Source organism: Rhodoferax sp. ZS1R25 (genome assembly GCF_056521335.1).
The window spans coordinates 1957941-1981925 of the sequence record NZ_JBWMAZ010000001.1; the positions used below are offsets into that span (position 1 = coordinate 1957941).

Annotated in this window: 32 protein-coding genes; 17 read left to right on the forward strand and 15 right to left on the reverse strand. The window is 61.9% G+C overall.

All coding sequences use genetic code 11. From position 1 onward, the window contains the following. Positions 1-5: 5 nt before the first annotated feature. Positions 6-899, reverse strand: coding sequence for a LysR family transcriptional regulator (locus tag AC097R_RS09325; protein ID WP_479597801.1), 894 nt, complete (start codon positions 897-899; stop codon positions 6-8). Between the two features lie 114 nt (positions 900-1013). Here AC097R_RS09325 and AC097R_RS09330 point away from each other — a divergent pair, with 114 nt between their 5' ends. Continuing rightward, entirely contained in the window at positions 1014-1658 is a 645-nt protein-coding gene (locus tag AC097R_RS09330) for an NAD(P)-dependent oxidoreductase (RefSeq protein WP_479597802.1), read from the forward strand. An 8-nt stretch (positions 1659-1666) separates the two neighbouring features. On the opposite strand, the gene AC097R_RS09335 is transcribed toward AC097R_RS09330, so the two are convergent. Next, positions 1667-2329 carry a cation efflux transmembrane domain-containing protein gene (locus AC097R_RS09335; RefSeq protein ID WP_479597803.1) on the reverse strand — a complete coding sequence of 221 codons (663 nt, stop codon included), beginning with the start codon at positions 2327-2329 and terminating at the stop codon, positions 1667-1669. 92 nt (positions 2330-2421) lie between these two features. Between AC097R_RS09335 and cadR the strand changes: the two genes are divergently transcribed. After that, complete coding sequence (gene cadR, locus AC097R_RS09340) at positions 2422-2886, forward strand: Cd(II)/Pb(II)-responsive transcriptional regulator (protein ID WP_479597804.1); 465 nt, start codon at positions 2422-2424, stop codon at positions 2884-2886. On the opposite strand, the gene AC097R_RS09345 is transcribed toward cadR, so the two are convergent. Continuing rightward, positions 2883-4340: a sensor domain-containing diguanylate cyclase gene (locus AC097R_RS09345; protein WP_479597805.1), complete on the reverse strand. Its 1458-nt coding sequence runs from the start codon at positions 4338-4340 to the stop codon at positions 2883-2885. The two genes, cadR and AC097R_RS09345, sit on opposite strands and share 4 nt — an antisense overlap. A gap of 88 nt (positions 4341-4428) precedes the next feature. Here AC097R_RS09345 and AC097R_RS09350 point away from each other — a divergent pair, with 88 nt between their 5' ends. Further along, positions 4429-5604 (forward strand): FAD-dependent monooxygenase, encoded by a 1176-nt coding sequence (locus AC097R_RS09350; protein ID WP_479597806.1) that lies wholly within the window; start codon positions 4429-4431, stop codon positions 5602-5604. A gap of 123 nt (positions 5605-5727) precedes the next feature. On the opposite strand, the gene AC097R_RS09355 is transcribed toward AC097R_RS09350, so the two are convergent. From AC097R_RS09355 to AC097R_RS09370, 4 genes are all read right to left on the reverse strand, one after another. After that, positions 5728-5979 carry a histone protein gene (locus AC097R_RS09355; RefSeq protein WP_479597807.1) on the reverse strand — a complete coding sequence of 84 codons (252 nt, stop codon included), beginning with the start codon at positions 5977-5979 and terminating at the stop codon, positions 5728-5730. 191 nt (positions 5980-6170) lie between these two features. Then, positions 6171-6629: a carboxymuconolactone decarboxylase family protein gene (locus tag AC097R_RS09360; RefSeq protein WP_479597808.1), complete on the reverse strand. Its 459-nt coding sequence runs from the start codon at positions 6627-6629 to the stop codon at positions 6171-6173. Between the two features lie 37 nt (positions 6630-6666). Further along, on the reverse strand, positions 6667-7581 hold the full coding sequence (locus AC097R_RS09365; RefSeq protein ID WP_479597809.1) for an RNA polymerase sigma-70 factor: 915 nt from the start codon (positions 7579-7581) through the stop codon (positions 6667-6669). 47 nt (positions 7582-7628) lie between these two features. Then, on the reverse strand, positions 7629-8627 hold the full coding sequence (locus AC097R_RS09370) for an NAD-dependent epimerase/dehydratase family protein (RefSeq protein WP_479597810.1): 999 nt from the start codon (positions 8625-8627) through the stop codon (positions 7629-7631). 99 nt (positions 8628-8726) lie between these two features. Here AC097R_RS09370 and AC097R_RS09375 point away from each other — a divergent pair, with 99 nt between their 5' ends. Continuing rightward, positions 8727-9644: a LysR family transcriptional regulator gene (locus AC097R_RS09375; protein WP_479597811.1), complete on the forward strand. Its 918-nt coding sequence runs from the start codon at positions 8727-8729 to the stop codon at positions 9642-9644. A 6-nt stretch (positions 9645-9650) separates the two neighbouring features. On the opposite strand, the gene AC097R_RS09380 is transcribed toward AC097R_RS09375, so the two are convergent. Continuing rightward, positions 9651-10541 (reverse strand): LysR family transcriptional regulator, encoded by an 891-nt coding sequence (locus AC097R_RS09380; RefSeq protein WP_479597812.1) that lies wholly within the window; start codon positions 10539-10541, stop codon positions 9651-9653. A gap of 128 nt (positions 10542-10669) precedes the next feature. Here AC097R_RS09380 and AC097R_RS09385 point away from each other — a divergent pair, with 128 nt between their 5' ends. The 5 genes from AC097R_RS09385 to AC097R_RS09405 all read left to right on the forward strand — a co-directional run bounded on the left by AC097R_RS09385 (position 10670) and on the right by AC097R_RS09405 (position 13356). Continuing rightward, positions 10670-11536: an MBL fold metallo-hydrolase gene (locus tag AC097R_RS09385; protein ID WP_479597813.1), complete on the forward strand. Its 867-nt coding sequence runs from the start codon at positions 10670-10672 to the stop codon at positions 11534-11536. A gap of 33 nt (positions 11537-11569) precedes the next feature. Beyond that, entirely contained in the window at positions 11570-12010 is a 441-nt protein-coding gene (locus AC097R_RS09390; protein ID WP_479597814.1) for a nuclear transport factor 2 family protein, read from the forward strand. A 24-nt stretch (positions 12011-12034) separates the two neighbouring features. Next, the gene (locus AC097R_RS09395; protein ID WP_479597815.1) at positions 12035-12670 is read left to right on the forward strand and encodes a DsbA family protein; all 636 of its coding nucleotides are present in this window, start codon (positions 12035-12037) and stop codon (positions 12668-12670) included. Positions 12671-12703: 33 nt separating this feature from the next. Then, entirely contained in the window at positions 12704-12940 is a 237-nt protein-coding gene (locus AC097R_RS09400; protein WP_479597816.1) for a hypothetical protein, read from the forward strand. A 65-nt stretch (positions 12941-13005) separates the two neighbouring features. After that, positions 13006-13356 (forward strand): 4Fe-4S dicluster domain-containing protein, encoded by a 351-nt coding sequence (locus AC097R_RS09405; RefSeq protein WP_479597817.1) that lies wholly within the window; start codon positions 13006-13008, stop codon positions 13354-13356. Here the strand turns inward: AC097R_RS09405 and AC097R_RS09410 are convergent. Continuing rightward, entirely contained in the window at positions 13298-13738 is a 441-nt protein-coding gene (locus tag AC097R_RS09410) for a type II 3-dehydroquinate dehydratase (protein WP_479597818.1), read from the reverse strand. The genes AC097R_RS09405 and AC097R_RS09410 overlap by 59 nt on opposite strands. Before the next feature lie 16 nt (positions 13739-13754). Continuing rightward, positions 13755-14759, reverse strand: coding sequence for a TRAP transporter substrate-binding protein (locus AC097R_RS09415; RefSeq protein ID WP_479597819.1), 1005 nt, complete (start codon positions 14757-14759; stop codon positions 13755-13757). Between the two features lie 101 nt (positions 14760-14860). Between AC097R_RS09415 and AC097R_RS09420 the strand changes: the two genes are divergently transcribed. The 3 genes from AC097R_RS09420 (at position 14861) to AC097R_RS09430 (ending at position 17013) form a co-directional block, all read left to right on the forward strand. After that, positions 14861-15652, forward strand: a complete 792-nt coding sequence (locus AC097R_RS09420) for an IclR family transcriptional regulator (RefSeq protein WP_479597820.1) — start codon at positions 14861-14863, stop codon at positions 15650-15652. 10 nt (positions 15653-15662) lie between these two features. Then, a complete protein-coding gene (locus AC097R_RS09425) occupies positions 15663-16343 on the forward strand; it encodes a hypothetical protein (protein WP_479597821.1) in 681 nt (226 codons plus the stop codon). A 70-nt stretch (positions 16344-16413) separates the two neighbouring features. Next, on the forward strand, positions 16414-17013 hold the full coding sequence (locus AC097R_RS09430; protein ID WP_479597822.1) for a PEPxxWA-CTERM sorting domain-containing protein: 600 nt from the start codon (positions 16414-16416) through the stop codon (positions 17011-17013). A gap of 30 nt (positions 17014-17043) precedes the next feature. Here AC097R_RS09430 and AC097R_RS09435 read toward each other — a convergent pair whose 3' ends face one another. Further along, the gene (locus AC097R_RS09435) at positions 17044-17265 is read right to left on the reverse strand and encodes a hypothetical protein (RefSeq protein WP_479597823.1); all 222 of its coding nucleotides are present in this window, start codon (positions 17263-17265) and stop codon (positions 17044-17046) included. Positions 17266-17555: 290 nt separating this feature from the next. Here AC097R_RS09435 and AC097R_RS09440 point away from each other — a divergent pair, with 290 nt between their 5' ends. After that, positions 17556-17783, forward strand: a complete 228-nt coding sequence (locus AC097R_RS09440) for a hypothetical protein (protein ID WP_479597824.1) — start codon at positions 17556-17558, stop codon at positions 17781-17783. 44 nt (positions 17784-17827) lie between these two features. Here the strand turns inward: AC097R_RS09440 and AC097R_RS09445 are convergent, their stop codons facing one another. Together AC097R_RS09445 and AC097R_RS09450 are read right to left on the reverse strand one after the other, a co-directional pair. Continuing rightward, entirely contained in the window at positions 17828-18781 is a 954-nt protein-coding gene (locus AC097R_RS09445; RefSeq protein WP_479597825.1) for a hypothetical protein, read from the reverse strand. Positions 18782-18837: 56 nt separating this feature from the next. Beyond that, the gene (locus AC097R_RS09450) at positions 18838-19512 is read right to left on the reverse strand and encodes a glutathione S-transferase family protein (protein ID WP_479597826.1); all 675 of its coding nucleotides are present in this window, start codon (positions 19510-19512) and stop codon (positions 18838-18840) included. Between the two features lie 116 nt (positions 19513-19628). Between AC097R_RS09450 and AC097R_RS09455 the strand changes: the two genes are divergently transcribed. Then, positions 19629-20573, forward strand: coding sequence for a LysR family transcriptional regulator (locus tag AC097R_RS09455; protein WP_479597827.1), 945 nt, complete (start codon positions 19629-19631; stop codon positions 20571-20573). Positions 20574-20608: 35 nt separating this feature from the next. On the opposite strand, the gene AC097R_RS09460 is transcribed toward AC097R_RS09455, so the two are convergent. Continuing rightward, positions 20609-21253, reverse strand: coding sequence for a hypothetical protein (locus AC097R_RS09460; protein ID WP_479597828.1), 645 nt, complete (start codon positions 21251-21253; stop codon positions 20609-20611). 102 nt (positions 21254-21355) lie between these two features. On the opposite strand from AC097R_RS09460, the gene AC097R_RS09465 reads away from it, so the two are divergent. Then, positions 21356-21643: a hypothetical protein gene (locus AC097R_RS09465; RefSeq protein WP_479597829.1), complete on the forward strand. Its 288-nt coding sequence runs from the start codon at positions 21356-21358 to the stop codon at positions 21641-21643. A gap of 13 nt (positions 21644-21656) precedes the next feature. Here the strand turns inward: AC097R_RS09465 and AC097R_RS09470 are convergent, their stop codons facing one another. Continuing rightward, positions 21657-22532, reverse strand: a complete 876-nt coding sequence (locus tag AC097R_RS09470) for an AraC family transcriptional regulator (protein ID WP_479597830.1) — start codon at positions 22530-22532, stop codon at positions 21657-21659. Between the two features lie 14 nt (positions 22533-22546). Between AC097R_RS09470 and AC097R_RS09475 the strand changes: the two genes are divergently transcribed. Next, entirely contained in the window at positions 22547-23404 is an 858-nt protein-coding gene (locus AC097R_RS09475) for a hypothetical protein (RefSeq protein WP_479597831.1), read from the forward strand. 111 nt (positions 23405-23515) lie between these two features. Beyond that, the gene (locus AC097R_RS09480; RefSeq protein ID WP_479597832.1) at positions 23516-23935 is read left to right on the forward strand and encodes a BLUF domain-containing protein; all 420 of its coding nucleotides are present in this window, start codon (positions 23516-23518) and stop codon (positions 23933-23935) included. Positions 23936-23985 lie beyond the last annotated feature (50 nt).

Genomic DNA, 23985 nt, shown 5'->3' on the forward strand with positions numbered 1-23985 from the left:
TGGCGCTAAATGGTCAGGGTGGCGAAATGGCTGGCCAGCAGATCCAGCGCATGGCGCACCTTGGCCGGTTGCTCTCCGCGGCGCACGGTGATGGCGTACACGTCGTAGTCGGGCGGGCTCCAATCCGGTAGCACGGGTACCAGTCGCCCATCGGCCAACGCGCGGCGGTCGTCGTCACTCAGCACAATGCTGATGCCCCAGCCCGCCACACACAGTGAGTGCAGGGCGGTGACCTGGGTTGCAGATGCCCTGGAAGTCACCGGCACCGTGGCGACCTGGCCATCGGTCGTGTGCAACTGCAATGTCTCTTGCGCAGGCCCCTGCGGGCGTCCCCCCAGCCAGTCGTGCCGCGCCAGGTCTGCCGGTTGCTGGGGCCAGCCGCGCGCTGCCAGGTAGGCAGGCGATGCACACAGCTGCGCCCGCAGCGTGCCCAGTTTGCGTGCCACCAGGCTGGAGTCCGGCAGGTTGGCCACGCGCACCGCAATGTCCACGCGCTCTGCGATTACATCCACCAGCGCGTCATCCATCAGCAGGTGCAGACTGAGTTTGGGGTGGCTGCGCAAGGGCGCCAGCGCTGTGGCCAGCAGGCTGCCAAAGCCGATGGGGGCCGCAATGCGCAGCTCGCCTTCGGGCTCATCCCGGTGCAGCTCCAGTGCCTGGTCCGCCGAGCGCGCCGCAGCCACCATGGCCCGACAGCCCTCTACATAGCGCGCGCCTGCCTCAGTCAGGGTGAGTTTGCGCGTGGAGCGGTGCAGCAGCGCCAGGCCCAGCGCGTCCTCGAGCTGGCGCAGGTGCTGGCTCACGGCTGACGGCGTCATACCCAGTTGGCGCGCCGCGCCACTCAGGCTGCCGGCAGACACCACCTCGGCAAACACCGCCATGCGTTTGAGTTGGTCCATGGATTCTCTTTGATTGATTAGTTTTACTTCACAGTCAAAGCGAAATTTACCGCCTATTCAGCGTTGGGTGAAGTAATCACACTATCGGTTTCTTTCATTCACAGGAGTTTTGTTATGAAAATCGCTCTGATTGGCGCCACCGGCTTTGTGGGCACCCCCGTATTGGCAGAACTGCTGAGCCGCGGCCACCAGGTCACCGTGCTGGCCCGTAACCCCGGCAAAGTGGCCGCCCAAACCGGTCTGACCGTGGTGGCCGCCGACGCACTGGACGCGGCCCAAGTGGCCAAGGCCGCTGCGGGCCACGACGCCGTCATCAGCGCCTACAACCCAGGCTGGACCGAACCCAAAATTGCAGAAATCTTTTTGCAAGCCACGCACGCCATCTTTGCGGGCGTGAAGCTGTCCGGCGTGAAACGCTTCTTGATGGTGGGCGGCGCCGGCAGCCTGTTTGTGGCGCCCGGCGTGCAGTTGGTGGACACCCCCGAGTTCCCCGCCGAATACAAGGTAGCCGCAGGCGCGGCACGCGACGCGCTGAACCTGATCCAGAAAGAAACCACGCTGGACTGGACATTCCTGTCCCCCGCCATGCTGCTGAACCCCGGTGTGCGTACCGGCAAATACCGTCTGGGCGCCGATGCGCCACTATGGGCAGAGGGTGGCGGACCTGGCAGCATCTCGGTGCAGGACATGGCCGTGGCGATCGTCGATGAGATCGAAGCTCCGAAGCACATCCAGAAGCGGTTTACGGTGGCGAACTAAAGCCTGGCCTAGTGGCTGTGCCCATGGTGGCCATGGTCACCACCATGGCCTGGCTGCGCCAGCTCACCCCGCGCTTGCCGCATCACTTGCCAGCCGCCTTGCAAAGCCAGGGCGGCCATGCCGGCGGCCACCAGCAGGTCGGGCCAGCGACTGCCGGTGCTCACCACACCAACGGCGGCCAGCATCACGGCAATGTTGCCAATCGCATCGTTGCGCGAACACAGCCACACGCTGCGCATGTTGGCGTCGCCCTCGCGGAAGGCGTAGAGCATCCAGGCCACGGCCACGTTGGCGGCCAGTGCCAGAAAACCCACCACGCCCATGGTGGTGGCATCGGGCACACCGCCTTGCCAGACGCTCCAGATCGCCTTGCCCAACACCAACAGGCCAAAGCCCATCATGCATACGGCCTTGACCACAGCTGCGCGTGCGCGCCAGGCCAGCGCGGCCGACAGCACGGCCAGCGACACGCCGTAGTTCAGCGCATCGCCCGCAAAGTCAATCGCATCGGCCAGCAGCGACAGCGAGCCCGCGCGCCAGCCGGCTGCCATCTCCACGCCAAACATGGCGGCGTTGATCAGCAGGGCTATCCACAGAATGCGGCGGTAGCGCGCAGGATTGTGCAGAGTTTCAATGGCGGGAGTGTCGTGTTCGCAGCAGTGTTGGCTCATAAGGTTTCCTCGTCGATGCCAGCATTGGAAACCCTGAAGCCACTTCAGAGTCAAGCCCTATACTGCAACAAGGTTTTGGAAGGACGCATCCCATGAAAATCGGTGAACTGGCCAGCACCACCGGTACCCCGGTGGAAACCATACGCTACTACGAGCGCGAGGGCCTGCTGCCCGCGCCGGTGCGCACCGATGCCAACTACCGCGTGTACGAAGCCCACCATGCGCAGCGCCTGCAGTTCGTGCGCCACTGCCGCAGCCTGGACATGACGCTGCAAGAGATTCGCGCGTTGCTGGCGTTTCAGGATGCGCCTGAAGACAACTGCGTGCAGGTGAATGCGCTGCTGGATGCGCACATCGGCCACGTGGCCCAGCGTGTGCGTGAGTTGCGCCAACTGGAGAAACAGCTCAAGGCCCTGCGCGCCCAGTGCCAGGGTGTGCAGGATGCAGCGCATTGCGGCATCCTGCAAGGGCTGTCAGAAGGAGCGGCAACACCGGCCGCGGCATCCGTGGGCCACGTGCATGGCAGCCATGGCAAGGCGCACCGCGGCGTGCACTAGATGCGGCGGCGTTCCAATGACGATTCGTCGTAAAAGCGCTTCTTCGCTTCAAACATGGCCTGGTCCGCGGCGTGGATGGTGGCTTCCACCGCGGCCGCACTATGGCAGGACGCGATGCCCACCGCCAGGCTGAGCTTCTGGCCAGGGTAGAACTGGTTGTTGAGTTCCAGCATGGATTCGATGCGTTCCTTCAACCCGTTGGCCGCACGCTCGTCGCTGCCCGGCATCAGGGCCACAAACTCGTCACCACCAATGCGCGCCACACACAGTGGCTGCTGGTCGCCCGCCGCCTTGGCCAGCACCTCGCCCGCGCGGCGCAGCATGGCGTCGCCCGCGGCGTGGCCCTGGTTGTCGTTCACGGCTTTCAGGCCGTTCAGGTCCATGGCAACGATGCTGAGTGGCCACGGTCCCTTGCGCGAGATGCGGTTGAGTTCTTCGACATAGAAGGCCCGGTTGCGCAGGCGCGTTAGCGCGTCGTGCTTCCCCAGGTATTCCAGGTAGGCCTCCGCTTTTTTGCGTGCGGTGATGTCCACCAGCGATACCAGCACCAGGTCCCAGTCGGCCTCATGCCCCGGCATCACCGCAAACTGCATGTGGATGTTGATCGGTTCGCCACTCAGCGAGTAGTTCACCACCTCGCGCGTCTGCATGGTCTTGCCATTCCACAGGTCCAGCAACTGGTCGGCAAACGAATCGCTCATCTCATCCCTGAACACCAGGTCCAGCTTGCCGAGCAGGTCGGTGCGGTCGGTGGCGGCGAACATGTGCAGCGTGTGTTGGTTCACGTCCAGCACCCGGATCTGCTCCATGCAGCGGGTCACAAATTCGGCGTGCACGCTCAGGAATACGCGGAAATCCTTGATGCCCGAATGCCGCACGTCGTCCATCAGCCGCTTCACACCGCTGAAGTCTTCCGCCCACAGCGATACGGGCGACAGGTCAAACAGATTGCGTGCGTGCTGCTCGCTTTGTTCCAGCTTTTGCCGTGCCAGGGTGTGCGCAGTCACTTCTTGCAGGGACACCATCACGCGGTCCCAGGTGTCCTCATGGCCTTCGAGTACGCGCACATGGATTTGCACATCCATGCGGCGCCCGTCCAGTGTGTAGTTCACACCCTGGCTGGAGAATTCCAGTTCGCCCTTCCACAGGTGCACCAGCTCGGTCACCATGTGTTCAAACATATCGCCGCGGAACACATCGGGCAGGCGCGCCACCAGCTCCTGCTGGCTGGCCGCGCCATACAGGCGCAGGGTTTGCCGGTTCACCTGCAGCACCCGGTAGCACTGCGAACACTGGGCAGCATTCAGGGGATTCTGGCGCAGGTAGGCACCCAGATCGGTGATGCCGTCGGCACGCCATTGCGCAAACAGGGTCTTGAGGGCGCTGTAGTCCTCCAGCCAGAGAGAGATGGGGGCGGATTCAAACAACAGTTCAAAGTCGGTGCTGGCGGTCATGGTGGAGGTGCAGTGGTTGGGCAGTCGTGGTCAGTGTAGCTGCGCAAGGTCAAACTAGGAGGCCCCGGGGCGGGGGAGAATGGCGGGTATGGAACAAGCAATGGTGATTGTGGGCGGAGGCATCGGCGGCATGGCAACTGCCCTGGCTGCGGCGCGGGCCGGCATGGGCGTGCGGCTGGTGGAGCAGGCCCACGCCTTTGGCGAGGTCGGGGCCGGTATTCAGCTAGGGCCCAACGTGGTGAAGGTGCTGGAGGGCTGGGGCCTCAGCGACGTGCTGCGCAGCGTGGCGGCTTTTCCTACGCAGCTGGAAGTGCGCAACGCGCTGACTGCGAAAACCTTGGGCATGTTGCCATTGGGCGCGCAGGCTCTGGCGCAGTACGGTGCGGCCTATGCCACGCTGGCGCGGGCCGACCTGCATGGCGTGCTGTTGCAGGCCGTGCAGGCCTACGGCGTGTCGCTGCAGCTGGCCACGGCAATCACCCGCCTTGAAGAAGATGCGCAAGGCGTGCAGCTGCACACGGCGCAGGGCCACCTGCTGACCACACCGCTGCTGGTGGGGGCCGATGGCCTGTGGAGCCAGGTGCGTCAGCACCTGCTGCCGCAGGCGCCGCCGCGGTCTACCGGGCACCTGGCGTTTCGGGCCATGGTGCGGCAAGACGGCTTGCCCGCAGCGCTGCGCAGCCGGGCCGTCACGGCCTGGTTGGGGCCGAAGTTCCATGTAGTGCAGTACCCGGTGCGTGGAGGCGCGTGGCTCAACGTCGTGGCCATCGTGCAAGGCCAGACCGAGGGTGACCCGACATCGTGGGACCATAGCGCCAACGCCGCCGAGCTGCGCGCGCGCCTGGCCAATGCCCAGGCACCGCTGCTGGACCTGATCCACGCGATTGACGACTGGCGCCTGTGGCCGCTGTACGACCGCCCACCCATGACCAGTGCTGCGCAGCAGGCACAAGGCCGCATTGCGCTGCTGGGCGACGCGGCCCACCCCATGCGCCCCTATATGGCCCAGGGCGCGGGTATGGCGATAGAGGATGCGCAGCAGCTAGTGATGTCTTTGCAGGCCCATTCAGCCGATGTGCCTGCCGCGCTGGCGCACTACGCCCAAACGCGCTGGCGCCGCAACGCGCGGGTGCAAGCACGCGCCATCCGCAACGGTGAGATTTTCCACTTGCGTGGCCCGCTGCGCTTGGGCCGAGACCTGTCGCTCAAGCTGCTGGGGCAGCATGTGCTGGATGTACCCTGGCTGTATGGCTACCAGGCGTAGTTCAAGGTTGCTATAGAAAACGTAGCTGCTAGCGCAATATCTACGGGGGCTGGAAGCCGATTTGACATAAAAAAAGGCCCCGATGGGGCCTTTTCTACTTGGCGACGTGGTCGCCGAAGTGCCTTACTTCTTTGCAGCAGGCTTTGCTTTTTTCGCAGGTGCAGCGGCTTTGGCAGCAGGCTTGGCCTTTGCCTTGGGAGCAGCAGGAGCGGCCGCAACGGGAGCTGCTTTCAACGCAGTGCGTTGGTCACGCAGGGCATTGATTTCAGCGCCCAGCTTGTTCTTGCGTTCGGTCAGCTTGGCAATGTTCGCGGTCAGCTTTTCAATGGCCTTGGCAGTCTTGGAGACGGGCGCCTTCTTGGCGGGAGCCTTCACCACAGTCTTCTTTGCTTGCGCAGGAGCTGTAGTTTTGTTCTTTGTCGCTGCAGCTTTAGGGGCCGCTTTTTTTGCAGTTGCCATTTGATTTCTTTTCCTGTTTTGTTATCTGTTCAAGAACTTGAACAGGCCTCTATTGTCCTCAATATTTGCGCGGTCCGAAAAGTGCGGCTGCGAAAAAAAACAAATGCTCAATCGATGGCTTTTTCCAGCACCGGCATGTGCATGCCAATGGCCATTCGGTTCCATGTATTGATCTGCGCAATCGCCCATGTCAGCTCCACGATTTCCTGGTCGCTGAACTGGCCTTTCAGTTCGTCAAACTCTGCATCGCGGCTGCTGGTGTCGCCTGCCAGTTGGGTCAGGGTTTCGGCCCAGTTCAGCGCCGCACGTTCGCGTGGGCTGTAGAGGCCTGTCTCGCGCCAGGTGGGCAAGCTGTTGATGCGCTGCCAGTTCTCGCCGGCTTTGCGCAGGTCGCGCACATGCATGTCCAGGCAGAAGGCGCAGCCATTGATTTGCGATACACGCGTTTGCACCAGTTCAATCAGTACCGGGCCCAGCGAAGACTGGGAAATACTGGCGCTGACGCCAGCCATGGCTTGGTAAGACTTGGGAGCGAGTGTGGTCCAGGGGAGACGGGGTTGGTTCATTGTGCGTTGCCTTGGTTGCTGTACGAAATGTACAAACTCAAGACGTTTGGGGTGGCACGTTTGTGACAGCAAAGTCGCGGCCCAGCGTGGCGGCAATGCGGGCCAGCTTGTCGGGGTTGCGTTGGGAGTGGATGCGCACGATGCGCGTGCCATCGGTCTCCAGCGACTGCGCGGATTCCAGCACGCCATCAATAAAGCGTAGCAGCCCCCACTGGCCATTCAGTACCACCACCTCAAACCGCACCGCCCCCGGAAAACGCAGAGAGGTGGCCAGGTACAGCTGCGCAATGCGCGGCCCGCCCACCAGGGGCACGCCAAAGCTGGGCACCTTGCCGCCGCCGTCACCAATCAGCTGTGCGTCATCGGCCAGCATGCCCTTGAGTTCATGAAAATTGCCGCACGCCGCTGCATCGGCAAAACCGCGCAGCAACCGCAGCTGGGTCTCGCGTGCCACCGTGTAGCGCGGGCGCTGGTCCTGCAGCTGTGCCTTGGCGCGGTGCACCAGCTGGCGGCAGGCGGGTTCGGTCTTGCCCAGTGCCTCGGCCACTTCGCCGTAGTCGGCATCAAACACTTCGCGCAACAAATATGCCGCGCGGGCCTCGGGCGCCAGGCGCTCCAGCAGCGTCATAAACGCCACCGACACATCGTCCACCCGCTCCAGCAGTTGCTCGGGCGAGACGGGCGAATCCGACATCAAGGGTTCGGGCAACCAGGTGCCCACATAGTGCGCGCGCTGGATCTTGGCCGTCCGCAGTCGGTCAATGGCCAGGCGGGTGGTGACGGACACCAACCAGGCCTCGCTGCTGTCCAGGTTGTCCGTGTCTGCCTCGTGCCAACGCAGCCACGCGTCCTGTACAACATCCTCCGCCTCGGCCAACGAACCCAGCATGCGGTAGGCAATGCCTTGCAGACGGGGGCGCAGGCGGTGGAAAGTGGCGGTGGTGTCGTTCATACAGGTGTAGACGTTTGGCGAACCCGATTTGTGACAGCGATCTGCTTTTATACGCTTTGCCAGCGGGCTGCTTCTGCCGTGCCAGTGAGGCAGCCCATGCCGTCCAGCGTCGCTTGCACCGCTTGGTCCAGGGGCGTGTGGGGTTCGTGCCCGAGCACGGCCAACAGCTTTTCATTCCCCATGACCAAGGGCGTTTTCCACAAATACCGCATCTCGCGCATTTCACGCAGCGTGGTGACGAAGGGCGAGGCCAGGGTCATCAGCCACCAGGGCAGGGCGCGCAGCACGGGCTTGGCGCCACCATGGCGCACCACCACGCGGCGGATGGCCTCCGCCATGTGTGTGCCATCGGCATCCCAGTGGCCCGCCATATGGAACGCTGCGAACGGTTCCAGCGTGGTGCGGCGTTGCAGCAGTTCGACCATGGTGCGCGCCACATCGGGTAGGTAAGACCACTGGTGGCCCACACCGGGTGTGCCAGGCAGGCTGATCGTCTTCACGGCCTGGCCGGGTTTGACCAAGCCTTGCGAGAACCAGTTGTTGCCCACCTTGGGGCCAAAAAAATCGCCAGCCCGCACCACGATGACGCTGCAGCCCTGGCTACTGGCCACGCGCAGGCGGTGTTCCATCTCCACCCGCACGGCGCCCTTGCGGGTCAAGGGGTCTTGGGGCGAGTCTTCCCGCAGCAGGGGGAACGCATTGGGGCCAAAGTTGTACACCGTGCCGGGCAGCACGATGGTGGCACCCTGGGACTGCGCGGCGGCAATGGTGTTGTCGATCATGGGCAGCACCAGCTCGGCCCAGCGTTGGTAGCCTGGCGGGTTCACCGCGTGCACGATGACCGAGCAGCCTTGGGCTGCGGCCACCACATCTTCGCGGTGCATGGCGTCACCGCGCACCCATTCCATGCCGTCGCGTTGCTCTGTGGCCAGTGCGCCACCGCGGCGCAGTGCGCGCACCGTCCAGCCTGCGTCACGCAGTTGCCGGGCCACTTCACCCCCAATGCCGCCGGTGGCGCCCAATACCAATGCTGTCTTGCTTTGCATCTGAATACTCCTTGAAAAAATGTTGCGATGGATGGAGTGTGAAAGCACGCAGGTTATTAAGCAATTGACCAACATGTCATAGACGCTATACATTTATGTATGACTAACCACACTGCAGGCGACATGGGCTGGGAGCTCTACCGCTCGTACCTGAGCGTGTTGAAAGAAGGGTCCCTCTCGGGCGCTGCCCGCGCCATGGGGGTGGCCCAACCCACGGTGGGGCGGCACATTGCAGCGCTGGAAAGGTCGCTGGGCGTCACGCTGTTCACCAGGTCCCAGCTGGGGCTGTTGCCCACCGAGGCCGCTTTGGCATTGCAGACATTTGCCGAGACTATGAGCAGTTCCGCCGCTGCCTTGAGGCGTGCCGCGGAAGGGCAGGGTGCGGGCGTTCAGGGTACGGTGCGGGTGACCGCCAGCGAGGTGGTTGGGGTGGAGGTGTTGCCGCCCATATTGGCCAGACTGCAGAGCGAACACCCCGACCTGAAGGTGGAACTGGTGCTGACCAACCGCGTGCAGGACCTGCTCAAGCGTGAGGCCGATATCGCCATCCGCATGACGCAGCCCAAGCAGGAGCTGCTGATTGCCCGGCGCGTGGGCCAGGTGCACCTGGGTTTGCATGCGCACAAAAAATACCTGCGCAAGCGCGGCACCCCCACGTCATTGGCGGATCTGGCGCAGCACGCGCTCATCGGCTTTGACGAGGAAACACCGTTTGTGCGCGCTGCACGTAAAGGGTTTCCCATGTGGCAGCGGGAGGCCTTCGCCATTCGCACAGACAGCGACATCGCGCAGCTGGCATTGATACGCGCCGGCAGTGGCATTGGCATTTGTCAGTTGGCCCTTGCGGCGCGCGACCCTCAGCTGGTGCATCTGCTGCCCGAACGCTTGCTGTTCAGCCTGGACACCTGGATCACCATGCACGAAGACCTGCGCAACAACCCGCGCTGCAAGGTGACGTTTGATGCCCTGCTGCAGGGATTGCAAGACCACGTGGCTGCCGGAACCGCGGTGGGATGAGCAGGCCTACCAAGGCACCTTGGCAAACCGCTCCACCAGAAAGTCCAGAAACGCGCGCACCGCGGGTGACAAGTGCTTGCGCGAGGGGTACAGCGCGTAGATGGCCATGTCGGGCAATTTCCAGTCTGGCAACACCGCCTGCAGGCTGCCGTCGCGCAGATGCGGGTTGGCCAGGTACGTGGGCTGAAGGGCCACACCGCCGCCCGCCAGCGCCGCACGTAGCAAAGCCGTGGCCTCATTCGCGCTGAAGTAGCTGCCCACGCGCACCTCCGCGTGCTCGTCTCCGCGCTGCAGCTTCCACACGCTTTTGCCAAAGTTGGCATAGCTCAGGCAGCGGTGCGCGGCCAGGTCGGCCGGCAGCTTCGGCTTTCCCTGCGCGCGCAAGTAATCGGGTGACGCCACCAGCACGGACGTGCACGGTGCCAGCACACGACCGATCAGCATGGGGTCGGGCTCCGCACTGATGCGAATGGCCAGGTCAATGCGCGCCTCCACCAGGTTCAGCGCGCCCTCGCTGGCATTGAGGTCGACCTTGAGTTGCGGGTACAGCTCCAAAAAGTCCGTCACTGCCGCCGCTATTTGCGCATAGGCCAACGACATGCTGCAGGTGATGCGCAGCTGGCCGCGCAAGGTGCCGTCGTGGCTGTGGGTTTCTTCTTCGACGTTTTCCATCAGCGCCAGCATTTGCTGGCTGCGGCGCAGGCAGTTTTCACCCGCATCGGTGAGCGTGACGCTGCGCGTGGTGCGCTGTAACAGGCGCGCGCCCAGCCACTGCTCCAGCTCGCCCACATAGCGCGTGACCATCGCACGCGACATGTCCAGTTTGTCGGCTGTGGCGCTGAAGCTGCCACTGTGGGCCACCTCTACAAACACCTGCATGGCGGTCAGTCGGTCCATGATTTGATCAAGATATGAAACAGTAATGGGCGAATTATCGGGTTTATCTGTTCGGATATTGAAACTAAAGTTCATTCCAACGCCGAAGAGTGGTCCTCAAAGCGTCCCTCAACCTTCAGGAATTCAACATGATCCGCACGACCCTACTCGCCGCATCCCTCGCCATCGCTTTCACCGGCGCCCAGGCCGCCCAGCCGCTCATCGTCAAGGTCTACAACGCCGACGGCAATAGCTTCAATGTCAACTCCACCTTGGTAGTGGGCGAAAAAGAAGCCATCGTGATTGACGCCGGCTTCACCCGCGCTGACGCCTTGCGCATTGCGGCCAATGTGCTGGACAGCGGCAAGCAGCTCACCACCATCTACGTGAGCCAGGCCGACCCTGACTACTACTTTGGCGTGGAAACGCTGAAAGAATTCTTCCCCAACGCGGACGTGGTGACCACATCCGCTGTGCTGAGCAAGCTGGCCCCCAAGCTGGCAGGCAAGGTCGCGTTCTGGGGCCCCAAGATGGGCGCCAATGCACCACGCAAGCCCGTGGTGCCGCGCGCACTGGAAGGCAACACGCTGACGCTGGAAGGCCAGACGATTGAGATCCGCGGCACGCAAGGCCTGTTGGCACACCGCCCTTACGCCTGGATCCCATCCATCAAAGCCATCGTTGGCAACATCGGTGTGTTTGGCAACATGCATGTGTGGACGGCCGATACCCAAACCGCAGCCGAGCGCGCGGCCTGGGTGGCTCAGCTGGATGAAATGATTGCCCTGAAACCCGAGCTGGTGGTCCCTGGCCACATGAAGGCCGGCACCAAGGTCGACGCCAGCACCATCACCTTCACCAAGGACTACTTGCAGACCTTTGAGAAAAACCTGGCCGCCAACAAGACCAGCGCAGCGCTGATTCCTGCGATGAAACAGGCCTACCCCGCATTGACCGAAGGAGCCCTGTCGCTGGACATTGGCGCCAAGGTCAACACAGGCGAAATGAAGTGGTAAGTGATTCCATCAACCGTAACCCAAGGAGCTCCCATGAAACCCGTTAAAACTCTCTTCGTCGCAGCATCTCTTGTTGCGCTCTTCTCTGCCAGCGCCTTTGCCCAGACCAACAAAGAAATCGTGGTGGCTGGCATGAAAGGCCTGTTCATCTCGCGCGACGCGTCGGTCCTCGACAAATACTGGTCACCCGACTACATCCAACACAACCCCATGGTGCCGAACGGCTCTGCTGTTTTGAAGGGCTTTGTGAGCAATTTCGGGCCAGACTTCAAGTACGAGCCCGGCATGGTAGTGGCGGAAGGCGACTTGGTCATGGTGCACGGCCGCTACTCCGGCATTGGCCCCAAAGCCATGATTGGCGTGGATATCTTCCGCTTGGCTAACGGCAAAATTGTGGAGCACTGGGATATCTTGCAAGAGGAAGTCACCAAGACTGCCAGCGGCAACCCCATGTTCACCAACCCGCAAAAGTGATGGCACTGTGAAGGACCCTGCACCATGACAACGACAGTGACTTACTTATTTGACCCGCTGTGTGGCTGGTGCTACGGGGCTTCGCCCGCCATCCAAACGCTGGGCCAGCACGCCACCATTCAACTGGAACTGGCGCCCACGGGCCTGTTTTCCGGTGGCGGGCGCACCATGGATGCAGCGTTTGCGGAGTACGCATGGTCCAACGACCTGCGCATTGCCAAGCTCACCGGCCAGCGCTTTACGGAGGACTACCGCACGCAGGTACTGGGGCGGCCCGGCAGCCGCTTTGATTCAGCCGCCAGCACGCTGGCGTTGACCGCCGTGGCGCTGACGGAACCTGCGCGTGAACTGGAAGCCTTGAAGGTCTTGCAGGAAGCCCGCTACGTGCAGGGGTTGGACACCTGCGCCGTGCCCACGGTGGAGACGCTGCTGCGCGACACAGGGTTGACTGCCGCAGCCGACCGCCTGATTGCGGGCGACGCAGAGTTGTTGACCGCCAACGCGGCGCGCGTCCATACAGCGCAAGGGCTGATGCAACGCTTTGGCGCGCAAGGCGTGCCAACGCTGATCGTGACGGATGACAATGGCAGCCGGCTGCTGCGCGGCGATGCGCTGTACGGCAGCTTTGACAGTTTGCTCAGCCACATTGCCGCAGCTTGAAGAAACCACTGCAGCCCTCTGAAGGAGTTCTCCATGCCCCTGCTTCACGACGTTCTAGCGCACCTTCGGGCGGGCCGTTGGCGCGAGGCGCACAACCTGGTGCAGGAAGACGACTCGGAGTTGGCTGCCTGGTTGCACGGCATCCTGCACATCCAGGAAGGTGACCTGGAAGACGCCGAATACTGGTACGGCAAGGCCAACCGGCATTTCCGCAGCCGGGGCACGCTGGACGAAGAGCTGGAGCATTTCGAGGCAGCGTTGCAGAAATAAAGTGCAACAAACCGATACCCGCGTGCCACCCAGGCGCGCCGGTGCGTGGGCACCATGGCGGCACCATGAAAAAACACAGCCCACCCCCCCGTGGCAACGCCACCCACTTCAAACACCCCGCGGGCTTTTTGATCCCCGTGGTCGACCCGAATCGCTGCGAGGGCAAGGGGCCGTGTGTGGACGTTTGCCCCGTCGACGTGTTCACCATGGGCATCTTGCCCAAAGACCAGCGCGCCACATTGACCCTTAAGGGCAAGGTGAAAGGCTTTGTGCATGGCTGGAAACAGGTGCACGTGGTGCACCCGGAAGCCTGTCGGGCCTGCGGCCTGTGTGTGACCGCCTGCCCCGAAAAGGCGATTACTTTGACGCGCGCGCCAGCTCTGCCAGTCCACGCAAGGCCAACAGGTAGGACATAGGCCCCAGTCCTTGCAGCGTGCCTTTCACTGCGGGCGAGATGATGGAGTGGCTGCGCCAGGGCTCGCGGGCGGCGATGTTGGACATGTGCACCTCCAGCACAGGGAACGGCATGGCCTTGATCGCGTCATGCAGTGGCACACCGTGCTGCGTAAGGCCTGCGGGGTTCAGGATGGCACCGCTGGCCGTGTCAATGTGGGTGTGCAGAAAGTCGATCAGCGCGCCCTCGTGGTTGGACTGGATGGTTTCCAGCGTCACACCCAGTTCTGCGGCCAGCGTCGCAAGCATGGTGTTGATTTCAGGCAACGTGGTGGTGCCGTAGATATGGGGTTCACGCCGACCAAACAGATTCAGGTTGGGGCCGTGCAGGACAAGGATTTTCATGGGCGGGTCTTCCTGCTTACTTGGCGGTCTTGGCCAGCTCGTCGTTGTAGAGCTTGACGATGGCGGGGTCGTAGCTGGCAGCGAACTTGTCGGTCAATGGCTTGGCGATGCTGCGCATGCGGGCCTGCTCGGCAGGGGCCACTTCGTTGTATTGCATGCCTTTGGCTTGCAGTTCCTTCACGGCGGACTGCGCGGCGGCGCGGCTGGCCTGGCGCTGGTAGGTGCGGGCCTCCACGGCCGCGTCAGACAAGATCTTCTGCTCGGTGACGGACAGTTTGTCCCAGAAGCGCTTGCTCACCAAGATGATGTTGGCCGCGTACACATGGTTGGTGGCGCTGACGAACTTGTTCACTTCATAGAACTTGTTCGACAGGATCACGGCAAAGGGGTTCTCCTGGCCGTCCACCGCCTTGGCTTCCAGTGCACCGTACAGCTCGGCAAAAGGCAGGGGCACAGGGTTGGCCTTGAAGGCCTTGAAGGTCTCCAGGAACACGGGGTTGGGGATCACGCGCAGTTTCAGGCCTTCCAAATCTTCGGGCTTGGTGATGGCGCGTTTGCTATTGGTCACGTTGCGAAACCCCAAGTCCCAGTAGCCCAGGCCCACCAGTCCGCGCTCGGGCAACTTGGCCAGCAGGGCCAGGCCCAGCGGGCCGTCCAGCAACGCATCGGCCTGGGCATAGCTGCTGATGGAAAACGGGAAGTCCACCAGCCCAAACTCTTTGACGATGCCCGCCAGCGAGGTGGTGGCGGGTGCGGTCATCTCCTGCACACCGCCTTGCAAGGCGGACTGCTGCTGCATCTCGTTGCCCAACTGGGACGAGGGGAACTCTTGCACCTTCAGCTTGCCCCCGCTCTTGGTTGCCACCAGTTCGGCAAAGCGCTTCACACCCAGGCTGACCGGGTGGTCCGGGTTGTTCAGGTGGCCGAACTTGATGGTGCGTTCCTGAATATCCTGGGCTTGGGCAGTGGCGCCCATGGCCAGGCCAAGTGCCGCCAGGCTGAAGAGAAAGAGTTTGCGCATGGTGATGTCTCCTGGTTGTTCCAGCCTGTATTCTTGAAGCAGACAAAGAAACAGTTTCTGAATTGGAAACTGATATCGCGATACAAAAAAGGAAATGGAACGTGAGCACTGCGCTGGACCGCGGCCTATCGATACTGGAGCATTTGGCAGCCCACCCCGCCGGGCTGCCGCTGGCGCTGTTGGCCTCAGAGCTGAACATTCCCCTGAGCGCCTGTCACCGCCTGCTGACCGAGATGGTGGGCCGCGGCTACGTGCGCCAGGTGCGCCCGCAGGGCGACTACCTGCTGACCACCAAGATCGTGTCCTTGGGCTTGGGATATTTGAGTGGCGCTGGCATTGTGGATGTGGCCGAGCCGCTGCTGGAGCGGCTGGCCACGGCGTCCGGCGAGCTGGTGCGGCTGTCCATCGTGGACGACGACCGGCTCACCTGGGTGGCCAAAGCGCAGGGCATGCGCAAGGGGCTGCGCTACGACCCCGATATGGGCATGCTGGCCCACCTGTCTTGCACTGCATCCGGCCATGCATGGCTGCTGACCATGAGCGACGAGCGTGCGCTGGAGCTGGTCAGCAAGCAAGGCTTTGGAACACCCGACGCCTATGGCCCCAACGCGCCCACCACGGTGAAGGCATTGCTGGGCTTTTTGCACGCGGCGCGCGTGCGTGGTTACGCCATGATTGACGAGGTGTTTGCCCCTGGCATGACGGCCATTGCTGCCCCGGTCATGCGGCGCAAGGAGGCCATTGGCGTGATCAGCATTGCCGGCCCCCGCATTCGGTTGACCAAGGAGCGCATGTACGCGCTGGCGCCCGCACTCTTGGCGGCGGCAGCCGAGTTGGGGCCCATCAGCAACGCCTCTGGTATGTTTGGCAGGCCCCCGTTGGGCAAGGCTTGAGAGGAATTACATGGCACTACTGGGACACGCGGCATTGGCAATGTGGTGGGACATGGCGCCCGAGATGAACGCCGAGTTTCAAGACTGGCATTCGCACGAACACTTTCGCGAGCGGCTGGCCATCCCCGGCTTTGCGCGCGCCACGCGCTGGAGCAGAGCCGATGGTGGCGAGGGCGTGTTTCAGATGTACGAGCTGGACGCGCACGCGACGCTGTCGTCGGCCACGTATCTGGCACACCTGAATGCGCCTTCGCCCTGGTCCACACAAATGATGCCGCACCACCGCAACATGGTGCGCAGCCAGTGCCATGTGCTCGAATCCCGGGGCGGCAACGTGGCGCGCCACGCGCTGGTTATTCGTCTATCCCCTGCGTCTGGGTCTGACGATACCCTGCGCACGTCGCTGAAGACCACCATCGACACCTTGGTGGACCAGCCAGGCTGTGTGGGTGGGCACCTGCTGCGCCACGAGGCGCCGGCCATGCCCCAGACCACAGAGCAAAAAATCCGCGGTGGCGACCGTTTTGCGGATTGGGTTTTGGTGGTGGTTGGCTATGACCTGGACACACTCAAAGCCTTGGCCGCCTCGTCGTTGTGTGCGGACGCGCTCGTGCAGCGCGGTGCGCAAGCGGGCGCCTTCAGTGGCGTCTACACGCTGTCTTTCTCTGCCACTGCGGCTGAAATCGCCTGAACCGTGTCACGGCGCTGAAACACGCCTGTGAAGAATGGGGAGCATTCAACTCTTCTCAGGATGGTGTTTCATGAAGTCATTCATTGCAGCCGTGGCCTTGGCCGCCTCTGTCCCCGCGTTTGCAGGCACCTCTTTTCTGGTGGATTTTGAAAAGAGTTGGGAGTACGGCACTGCGGTAGACAGCCTCTATTCACCCCTGGGCGTCACGTTTACCAATGTACTGGGCTTATCCAACAACGATGGCCTGGGCAACTTGCCCAACGGTGACTACTACGCCCAGGCACCGTCGCCTCTGGGCGTGGGCTTGGTTCAGCTGGATGGGGCGGTCAACACGCATGCGTATATGAACGTGGCGTCTGGCGTGGACCAGGGGCTTTCGTTCTTCTATTCCAGCCCGGTAGCCGTGGCGGGTGCCATTCAGGTGTATTCCGGGCTGAATGGATCGGGCACATTGCTGGGCAGCTTCAACCTCACCGCCACCGACGCTGACTACAGCGTCTGGAAATCCGTAACGCTGAATTTCAATGGCACCGCGCGCTCGTTCGACCTGACCGGCGCCGCCAATATGGTGGGGCTGGACAACATCAGTGCGGTGCCAGAGCCAGAGTCTTACGCCATGCTGCTGATGGGGTTGGGCTTGGTGGGCGCGGCGGTACGCCGCCGCAAATAGGGGGCCTGGAGAAGACCACCTCTGCGCGGTCTAGTGGCTGGTGGGTTCGTCAGCGCTAAAGAACAATTGCTTGGCCGGCGTTTGGAACTTGAAGTCGGAGGTCTTGTAAGAGCGCCGCTCAGTGCGCGGTGACTCCAATGACTCCAGCACTTTCAACTCCGATGCCAGGCGCAAAACATCCGCGTCACCGGCGCCATACCGGTTGGCCAATTTTTTGACAACGCGCTGCAACTTTTCCGTCTTTTTACCCATGGTGTGTACTCCTAAGTTCATGCAAAGAAATGGTGACGACCCGACAACACAGGGACAGACTACTTGCTTTGTTGCAATGCAGCAATCGTGAGGTTTTCCCCAGTGCTGGCTGTTTCCCCAGCGAATACCGTGCTTGGGGCAGCCCTGGGGGGCCTCTGGTAGGCGGCCCCTATCAAGCTGGGTTTTCCATCAACTTGTTTGTGCGCTTTGGCGTGTGATTGACACGGCCGGGTCACACAAGCTGCACACCATCAACTTCCCCCAAAAATTGGGCTGGCGAGGAGGTTTGAATGGAAAGATCGAATTATCGAATCGAGAGTTCGGACATCATGGTGGGGCCGCTGCTGCCCCCGGCGGGCTCCAACAACGTGCTGGTGCATGACCGGGGGCTGGCGACGGTGGTCGCGGCCAAGAGCGTCACCATTCCGTATGGGCGGGAAATTCGGGTCGTTCTCGTCGCGACCGGGGAAATTGTTTTTCGAAAGACCGCGGCCTTCACGGGCGCCAGCGCGGACTGAGCCCGGGCTGGCGCAGCGACCCCGATAGGGGCCGCTCTCTCCGATCAGAACTTCTGCAGCAAGAACTCACTCACCTTGGGCGCATCCGCCGAGAACAAGGTGTCCAGCCGCGCGTTCAGCACATACAGGTCTTTGCCGACCACGGCCGCTGCCGTGGGGAAGGACTGCGCGCTGGGCTTGGCGGCTTGCAGTGTGGCGGTTTCCCAGCCGTCGTGCGACACCACATCGAGCACCCGGTCCTTGCCCGCGTTTTGCACCACGGTGATGCGGTCACGCCCGCGCAGCAGCAGGCCGTCGGCGCCGACCAGGGTGTCGTTCAGCTTCACGCGGCGGATGTTGGACGGGTCTTTGGTGCTGATGCGAAACAGCTCGCCGCTGTTGTACTTGCCCACCAGCAGGTAGCCATCGGGGTGGTAGACCAAGCCATTGAGGTTGAAGCCTTCGCCCTTGAACATGTCACTCTTGGCAAACACGCTGGCCGTGCCCTTGGGGTCGATGCGGTAGATCACGGGTGCAAAGCTGTCCGTCACGTACACGTTGCCTTGCGGGTCGGTGGTGATGTCGTTGGCAAAGTGCCCGCCCTCGATGAGCGCGCCCAGGTCATGGTACGCGCGGCGCTCACCCGTGGTCACGTCGTAAGCGGCGATGGCGGCCAGCTTGCCCTGGTTCTCGGGCTTGCTGCGCACCGAGGCGCCCAGGTCACCAATGGCGACCCACAGCAGGTTGCGCGCCGTGTCCAGGTGCAGGCCAGCGCTGGAAATGAGTTTTTCGTCAAGGATGAAGGGTGTGTAGCGCCCGTCCAGCGTGACCTTGCCGACAACGCCCTGGTGCACCGAGCTGACAAAGAAGACCTTTTGCGCGGCGGACCAGGCTACACCTTCAGGGTAGGCCTGTTCGGTGCTGAAGGTGATGTTGCCGCCGGCAAAGGCGGTGGTGCTGGCCAACAGCGTGGACAGCAGAAGGCGGCGCAGGGAAGTGGGGATGCGGTGTGTTTTCATAAGAGTGAAAAAGTGGAAGGGTTGAACAAGGGTGGATGAATTGGTGCTGCTGCGCATCACCGGGCGTGGGGGTACATGGCGTCCATGGCGACCTGGTCCATGGACGTCTTGAAGGCATGGCGTTCGGCCAGTGCCTCGGCGCGCTGCGCGGCGGGACGTTGGTTGATGTGGTCCAGAAAGCGCTTCACGTGGGGCAACTGCTCCCAGGCGTCGGTGCCCAGCACCATGGGCACCGCGCGTGCCCAACCCCACAGCGCCATGTCGACGATGGTGTAGTCATCGCCCACCATGGTGGTGCGCTCGGCCAGGTGGGTGTTGATGAGCTTCCAGTGGCGCCAGGCTTCAAAGCTGTAGCGCTGCTGGGCGTAGGCCTTGGGCTCGGGCGCAAAGTGTTCGAAGTGCACGGCCTGGCCCGAGAAGGGGCCAATGCCCGTGGCAATGAACATCAGCCACGAATACATCTGCGCACGCACCGCAGGCTGGTTCACCGGCAAAAACTTGCCAGTCTTGACCGCCAGGTACAGCAGGATGGCGTTGCTGTCGAACACGGTGGCATCGCCATCGACCAAGGCTGGCGTCTTGCCGTTGGGGTTGATGGCCAGGTAGGCGGGCAGGTGCTGCTCGCCCTTGCGCACGTCGACCGGCACCATCTCGTAGGGCAGACCCAACTCTTCCAGCAGCAGGGCGACCTTGGCCGGGTTGGGGGAGGGGTGGTAATAGAACTTGAACATGTTGGCTCTCGTAGGGTTGATGACGAGAGCGATTGTGCTTTTGAGCTTTATTCGCAACAATCATGCGATACGCAATTGAAGATTGCAAAAAACGCAAACTAACTACCCAACCCACCATGATCGAAAACCTGCAGGCATTCATTGATGTGGCCCAGTACGGCACCTTTTCCGCCACGGCCAAGGCACGCGGCGTGGCGGTGTCGTCCGTCTCCCGGCAGATCGACACGCTGGAGGCGTCGCTGGGTGTGCGCCTGTTCCAGCGCAGCTCACGCCGGCTGCTGCTGACCGATGCGGGCGAGCTGTTTTTGCCACGCGCCACCGACATTGCGGCCGAGCTGGAAGACGCGCGCGCAGCCCTGCTGGACGCGCAGGCCGAACCCAAGGGCCTGCTCACGGTGACTGTGCCCGCCGCATTCGGGCGCCAGCACGTCACGCCCGTCATCACCAGCTTTTTGGCGAAGTACCCCGCGATTGATTTGGACCTGCACTTGAGCGACCAGTGGGTGGACCTGAGCACCCAGCGCGCCGATGTGGCCATCCGCATCGGCGCGCTGCCCGACAGCGACCTGGTGGCCACGCGGTTGGCGCCGATCCGCCGCCTGGCCTGCGCCAGCCCGGACTACCTGCGTCGCCACGGTCGCCCTGCAGTGCCAGAAGACTTGTTGCAGCACAGCTGCCTGACCGTGTCATCGGCGCGCGTGCCCACGGGCTGGTGGTCGTTTGCCGGGGTGAACCACGGCAACGCGCTGGCGGTGAAAGGGCGGTTCAAGTCAGACGACACGGCGTCGTTGTTGCAGGCCGGCGTGGCAGGGTTGGGCGTCGTGCACCTGGCCAGTTGGCTGGTCTATGACCAGCTGGCCAGCGGCGCGCTGGTGCAGCTGTTCCCGCCCGACGATGCCAGCGGCGCCAAGTCCGTGAGCGCCATCCACGCCGTGCGGCTGAAGGGGCGCTCGCACGCTGCGAAGGCGCAGCTGTTCATCGACCACCTCAAATCCGCCATCGGCAGTCCCCCCTATTGGGACCGCGATTTGCTATCAAAAGAGAAGCTGCTTGCGCAATAAATACGAGGGCTAGAGGCCGATTTTGCTTGAAAAGCCTAAGGCTGGGCGGTGTGGGGTACCGGCGCTGCAGATGCCGACTTCAGGCGTGACATCGTGTCCATGGCCTCTTGCATGAGGTCCTGGCGGCTGCGTGCGGTGAAGGCAGGGAGTGCGGATTCCGGAGCGGACGGTCCGCTCCAACCGCCAAAGCCCGGCACAAAGTTAGCGTATTTGATTTCCACCTGGCCCTTGCCTTTCAGTACACGCGCTATTTCTTCCACGCGTGCCTCGGGGCTCACGTCGTTGGGGTTCAGGCCCCGCAGGCTGTGGGCAAGCCCATAGCCACCGCTCTCGTCCACCTCGGCAAACAACTTCCCATTGACCAGCACCTGCCCTACAGGCTTGTACTGGTGCTCATAAGCGTAGCGAAAATTGATGTCTTCGCGCCGCTTTTCTTCCTGCTCCCGCGTGGCCATTTCTTGGACCAGCGCATCCGGCATCTGGTACTCCGCCACCAGCTTGCCTTGGTGGACCGGACCGGTGATGCGAAACCGCTCTCGTGTGTCGTCAGGCTGGTTCGCCGCATCCGTGGCGAGTCGCAGGTTTTCATGGAAGGCTGATGCATTGCTCTCTGCCGGTGGCGCGGTAAAGGCGTGCTGGTTGGCGGCAGAGATGGCGGATGCGTGGGTTGGCGAGATCATGAGGAATTATGTGAAAACGCGTCCGCGCCTTAGCGGTTGAACTGGCATGTGTTTTGGGTGCAGTTTGCGGGTGCCTACCTACTTTTGCGTTAGGCTGGTGGCATGGCTAAAGCACTTGTCAGTGTGTATGGGATCGCGGTGCTCGCGCTGCTGGCGGCGGCCATGGGTATCTGGCGTCTGCAGTGCGAGAGTTTTGGCTGCATGGGCGTTGGCGTGGCCTGGGTTGCCTGGGTGATCGCGTTTGTTTTTGTGCTGGGCTTAGGTGCATTTGCACGCAGCAAAGCCCGTTTGGTCTCAGGCTTTGCACAGGCCAGCAAGGCTGCCTGGTGGGTGCAGCTGGGAATGGGGGCCGTTCTGTTGGCGGCTTGGGTTGTCAAGACGCTGGGGTAGTGGTGCCATGCATTCAGGTAGCGGTGCGGCTCTGGGCCAGCCAGTCGCGGGGGGACATACCGGTGCGCTGCGAAAAAACACGAGAGAGTGCTGATGCGTTTGCGTAGCCCAATTCCAGCGCTATCAGTTTCACGGACAGGCCTTGTTTCAATTGCTTCTTGGCCAGCGTCATCCGCCAATCAATCAGATACTCCGCCGGTGCGACCCCCACCACTTTTTTAAACCGGCTGGCGAAAGCACTGCGCGACATTTGGGCCTGGGCTGCGAGCCCTTCCAAAGACCATGGACGCTTTGGACTGTCATGCATGGCAGTGAGCGCACGGGCTAGCTGAGGGTCGGCCAAGCCAGATACCAAGCCGATGGAGACGCCACCTTCGTCACCATGGTCGAGCAACCACCGCAGCAGCTGGAGCAAGACGATTTCAAACAAGCGATCGACGATCAATCTGTGGCCGCACCTCACGTTGTCAGCTTCCAGGAACAGTAAATCCAAGGTGCCGGCCAGGCTGGTCACTTCAGCCAGCGGCAGCACGATCACGGCAGGCAACGCGCGCGCCAGCGGATGATGGGCTCCACCTTCAAAGTGGACCGAGGCACATGTGAAGTCCGAGCCGTCCTCGGGCGCGTTGTGGAACTGATGTGCCAAGGGCTGAGGGTAGAAAAGCAGCGTCGGCGCATTCACCTCAATGCGCTGTACGGCACCCCCACCAGGACGGTGGGTCACCGCCATGCTTCCCCTGCGAAGCACATGCAAAAAACCCCTGCCGGTTTGTGCATCGAAGCTTGTGACGCCGCACAGGGCGCCCGTATGGAACAGCCGTGCCGACACCTGAAAGCCTTCAAGCAATGAAGACAGCCGGTCCAAAGCCAGGGGCGAAGATAGCGTCATTTGGATGAATTGGTATGTTTTATGGTTTATTTGATACCAATCATACAGACCAAGGCCACAAAATTCTCTCTGTGCAGATTCGCACCGGCCTATTTCCAAAGGGTATTTCGATGAACAAACTCTCTCGTCTCCAGCAACTGGCAAGCGCCTTGACCTGCGTTGGATTGAGCCAACTCGCGCTGGCCCACGATGGTCAACACCACACCGGAGGCATTCAGAGCCAAGTCGCCAAGGCGGTGAAACCGCCTTACGACATCGTGCACACCAAGATCACCACGCAAGGCAACACGGCGGTGTTTCACATGCACGTTTCAGGAAAAGCTGGCACCAACAAACCGACCAAGACCGGCAAGCTGGCAGGCAGCAGCGTGTTCTCCTATGTTTGGCCCACCAGCCTGGATCCGTCCATGGTCGGATTTGAGGCCAAAGCGGGCATCTTGGCCTTCGCACTGACCTCACACCCTGACTTTGACGACACGCCGCTCTTCGATGAAAACGGCGATGGTGACACCAAGAATGACGGCGGTGTGTGGCATTCGCATTGGGTCGTACTTCAACCGGATGAAGCCTGCGGCAAAGGCGCGCTCAAGGTTGTGGATATTCCGGACGGTACCAAGCCCACGCTACCAAAGACTTGGCCAGGCCTCCCGATCCTGATCGACAGTCCCGGTTGGAGCCCCACTTTCAAAGGAGGCACGGTAGAGGTCCGCGTTCCATTTGACGATATCGGTGCGGTCAACACAGCGAATTTTGATGGCGTGACCGCCGCGCTGCGCGTTAACGCCAGCGTACACAACCCGTTGCTGTGCGTGGTGGATGTGTTCAAGGTGGCGTCGGGCGATTTATCGCTTCCCGGCAAGGTTGCCCAGTAACCACTCCTCCTTGCCGTTGAATATCCGTGAGATCCACCAAGCTATTGGAAGCCTTGTAACCTCATGTTCCTTGGCTAGCTCATTCGGAAAACATTCAAAGGTAAGGTCACCATGCTAGTGCAACTGACGTACGCAAGTCGATCTGCAAACATCCTGGGGCCTGGAGATGTGAAGGACATTTTGCAAAGTTCCGCACGCAATAACCAGGTCGCGGGAATTACCGGGGCGCTCTGTTTGTCCAACGGGATTTTCCTGCAGCAGCTTGAAGGTGATCGCCTAGCGGTCAATGCGCTGTACCACCGGATATTGAAGGACCGCCGTCACAAAGATCCCGCGGTGCTGGATTTTTCAGAGATTGTTGTACGTCAGTTCGGGGGCTGGTCCATGGGGTTGATTGCCGCGACCCAAGAGAGTCGACAGCTGTTTTTAAAGTACTCCAGCAGTGCAGACTTCGACCCGTACAAAATGAGTCCCGGGACTTTGCGCGCCTTCTTCTCTGAGGTCTTGCAGAACGTCCGCTGGCTGGCATGAGAGAAAAATTCTGGGCATGTGCGGCCTGCTATTAAAAGAGGAGCTGCTGG

Bases quoted from the DNA above. Each gene is read 5' to 3' on its own strand.
- AC097R_RS09440 (WP_479597824.1), top strand. From the start codon at position 17,556: ATGGAAAGATCGAATTATCGAATCGAGAGTTCGGACATCATGGTGGGG.
- AC097R_RS09450 (WP_479597826.1), bottom strand. From the start codon at position 19,512: ATGTTCAAGTTCTATTACCACCCCTCCCCCAACCCGGCCAAGGTCGCC.
- AC097R_RS09405 (WP_479597817.1), top strand. From the start codon at position 13,006: ATGAAAAAACACAGCCCACCCCCCCGTGGCAACGCCACCCACTTCAAA.
- AC097R_RS09390 (WP_479597814.1), top strand. From the start codon at position 11,570: ATGAAACCCGTTAAAACTCTCTTCGTCGCAGCATCTCTTGTTGCGCTC.
- AC097R_RS09435 (WP_479597823.1), bottom strand. From the start codon at position 17,265: ATGGGTAAAAAGACGGAAAAGTTGCAGCGCGTTGTCAAAAAATTGGCC.
- AC097R_RS09400 (WP_479597816.1), top strand. From the start codon at position 12,704: ATGCCCCTGCTTCACGACGTTCTAGCGCACCTTCGGGCGGGCCGTTGG.
- cadR (WP_479597804.1), top strand. From the start codon at position 2,422: ATGAAAATCGGTGAACTGGCCAGCACCACCGGTACCCCGGTGGAAACC.
- AC097R_RS09365 (WP_479597809.1), bottom strand. From the start codon at position 7,581: ATGAACGACACCACCGCCACTTTCCACCGCCTGCGCCCCCGTCTGCAA.
- AC097R_RS09345 (WP_479597805.1), bottom strand. From the start codon at position 4,340: ATGACCGCCAGCACCGACTTTGAACTGTTGTTTGAATCCGCCCCCATC.
- AC097R_RS09335 (WP_479597803.1), bottom strand. From the start codon at position 2,329: ATGAGCCAACACTGCTGCGAACACGACACTCCCGCCATTGAAACTCTG.
- AC097R_RS09375 (WP_479597811.1), top strand. From the start codon at position 8,727: ATGACTAACCACACTGCAGGCGACATGGGCTGGGAGCTCTACCGCTCG.
- AC097R_RS09380 (WP_479597812.1), bottom strand. From the start codon at position 10,541: ATGGACCGACTGACCGCCATGCAGGTGTTTGTAGAGGTGGCCCACAGT.
- AC097R_RS09395 (WP_479597815.1), top strand. From the start codon at position 12,035: ATGACAACGACAGTGACTTACTTATTTGACCCGCTGTGTGGCTGGTGC.
- AC097R_RS09465 (WP_479597829.1), top strand. From the start codon at position 21,356: ATGGCTAAAGCACTTGTCAGTGTGTATGGGATCGCGGTGCTCGCGCTG.
- AC097R_RS09360 (WP_479597808.1), bottom strand. From the start codon at position 6,629: ATGAACCAACCCCGTCTCCCCTGGACCACACTCGCTCCCAAGTCTTAC.
- AC097R_RS09480 (WP_479597832.1), top strand. From the start codon at position 23,516: ATGCTAGTGCAACTGACGTACGCAAGTCGATCTGCAAACATCCTGGGG.
- AC097R_RS09475 (WP_479597831.1), top strand. From the start codon at position 22,547: ATGTTTTATGGTTTATTTGATACCAATCATACAGACCAAGGCCACAAA.
- AC097R_RS09460 (WP_479597828.1), bottom strand. From the start codon at position 21,253: ATGATCTCGCCAACCCACGCATCCGCCATCTCTGCCGCCAACCAGCAC.
- AC097R_RS09455 (WP_479597827.1), top strand. From the start codon at position 19,629: ATGATCGAAAACCTGCAGGCATTCATTGATGTGGCCCAGTACGGCACC.
- AC097R_RS09425 (WP_479597821.1), top strand. From the start codon at position 15,663: ATGGCACTACTGGGACACGCGGCATTGGCAATGTGGTGGGACATGGCG.
- AC097R_RS09445 (WP_479597825.1), bottom strand. From the start codon at position 18,781: ATGAAAACACACCGCATCCCCACTTCCCTGCGCCGCCTTCTGCTGTCC.
- AC097R_RS09385 (WP_479597813.1), top strand. From the start codon at position 10,670: ATGATCCGCACGACCCTACTCGCCGCATCCCTCGCCATCGCTTTCACC.
- AC097R_RS09350 (WP_479597806.1), top strand. From the start codon at position 4,429: ATGGAACAAGCAATGGTGATTGTGGGCGGAGGCATCGGCGGCATGGCA.
- AC097R_RS09325 (WP_479597801.1), bottom strand. From the start codon at position 899: ATGGACCAACTCAAACGCATGGCGGTGTTTGCCGAGGTGGTGTCTGCC.
- AC097R_RS09415 (WP_479597819.1), bottom strand. From the start codon at position 14,759: ATGCGCAAACTCTTTCTCTTCAGCCTGGCGGCACTTGGCCTGGCCATG.
- AC097R_RS09330 (WP_479597802.1), top strand. From the start codon at position 1,014: ATGAAAATCGCTCTGATTGGCGCCACCGGCTTTGTGGGCACCCCCGTA.
- AC097R_RS09470 (WP_479597830.1), bottom strand. From the start codon at position 22,532: ATGACGCTATCTTCGCCCCTGGCTTTGGACCGGCTGTCTTCATTGCTT.
- AC097R_RS09370 (WP_479597810.1), bottom strand. From the start codon at position 8,627: ATGCAAAGCAAGACAGCATTGGTATTGGGCGCCACCGGCGGCATTGGG.
- AC097R_RS09410 (WP_479597818.1), bottom strand. From the start codon at position 13,738: ATGAAAATCCTTGTCCTGCACGGCCCCAACCTGAATCTGTTTGGTCGG.
- AC097R_RS09430 (WP_479597822.1), top strand. From the start codon at position 16,414: ATGAAGTCATTCATTGCAGCCGTGGCCTTGGCCGCCTCTGTCCCCGCG.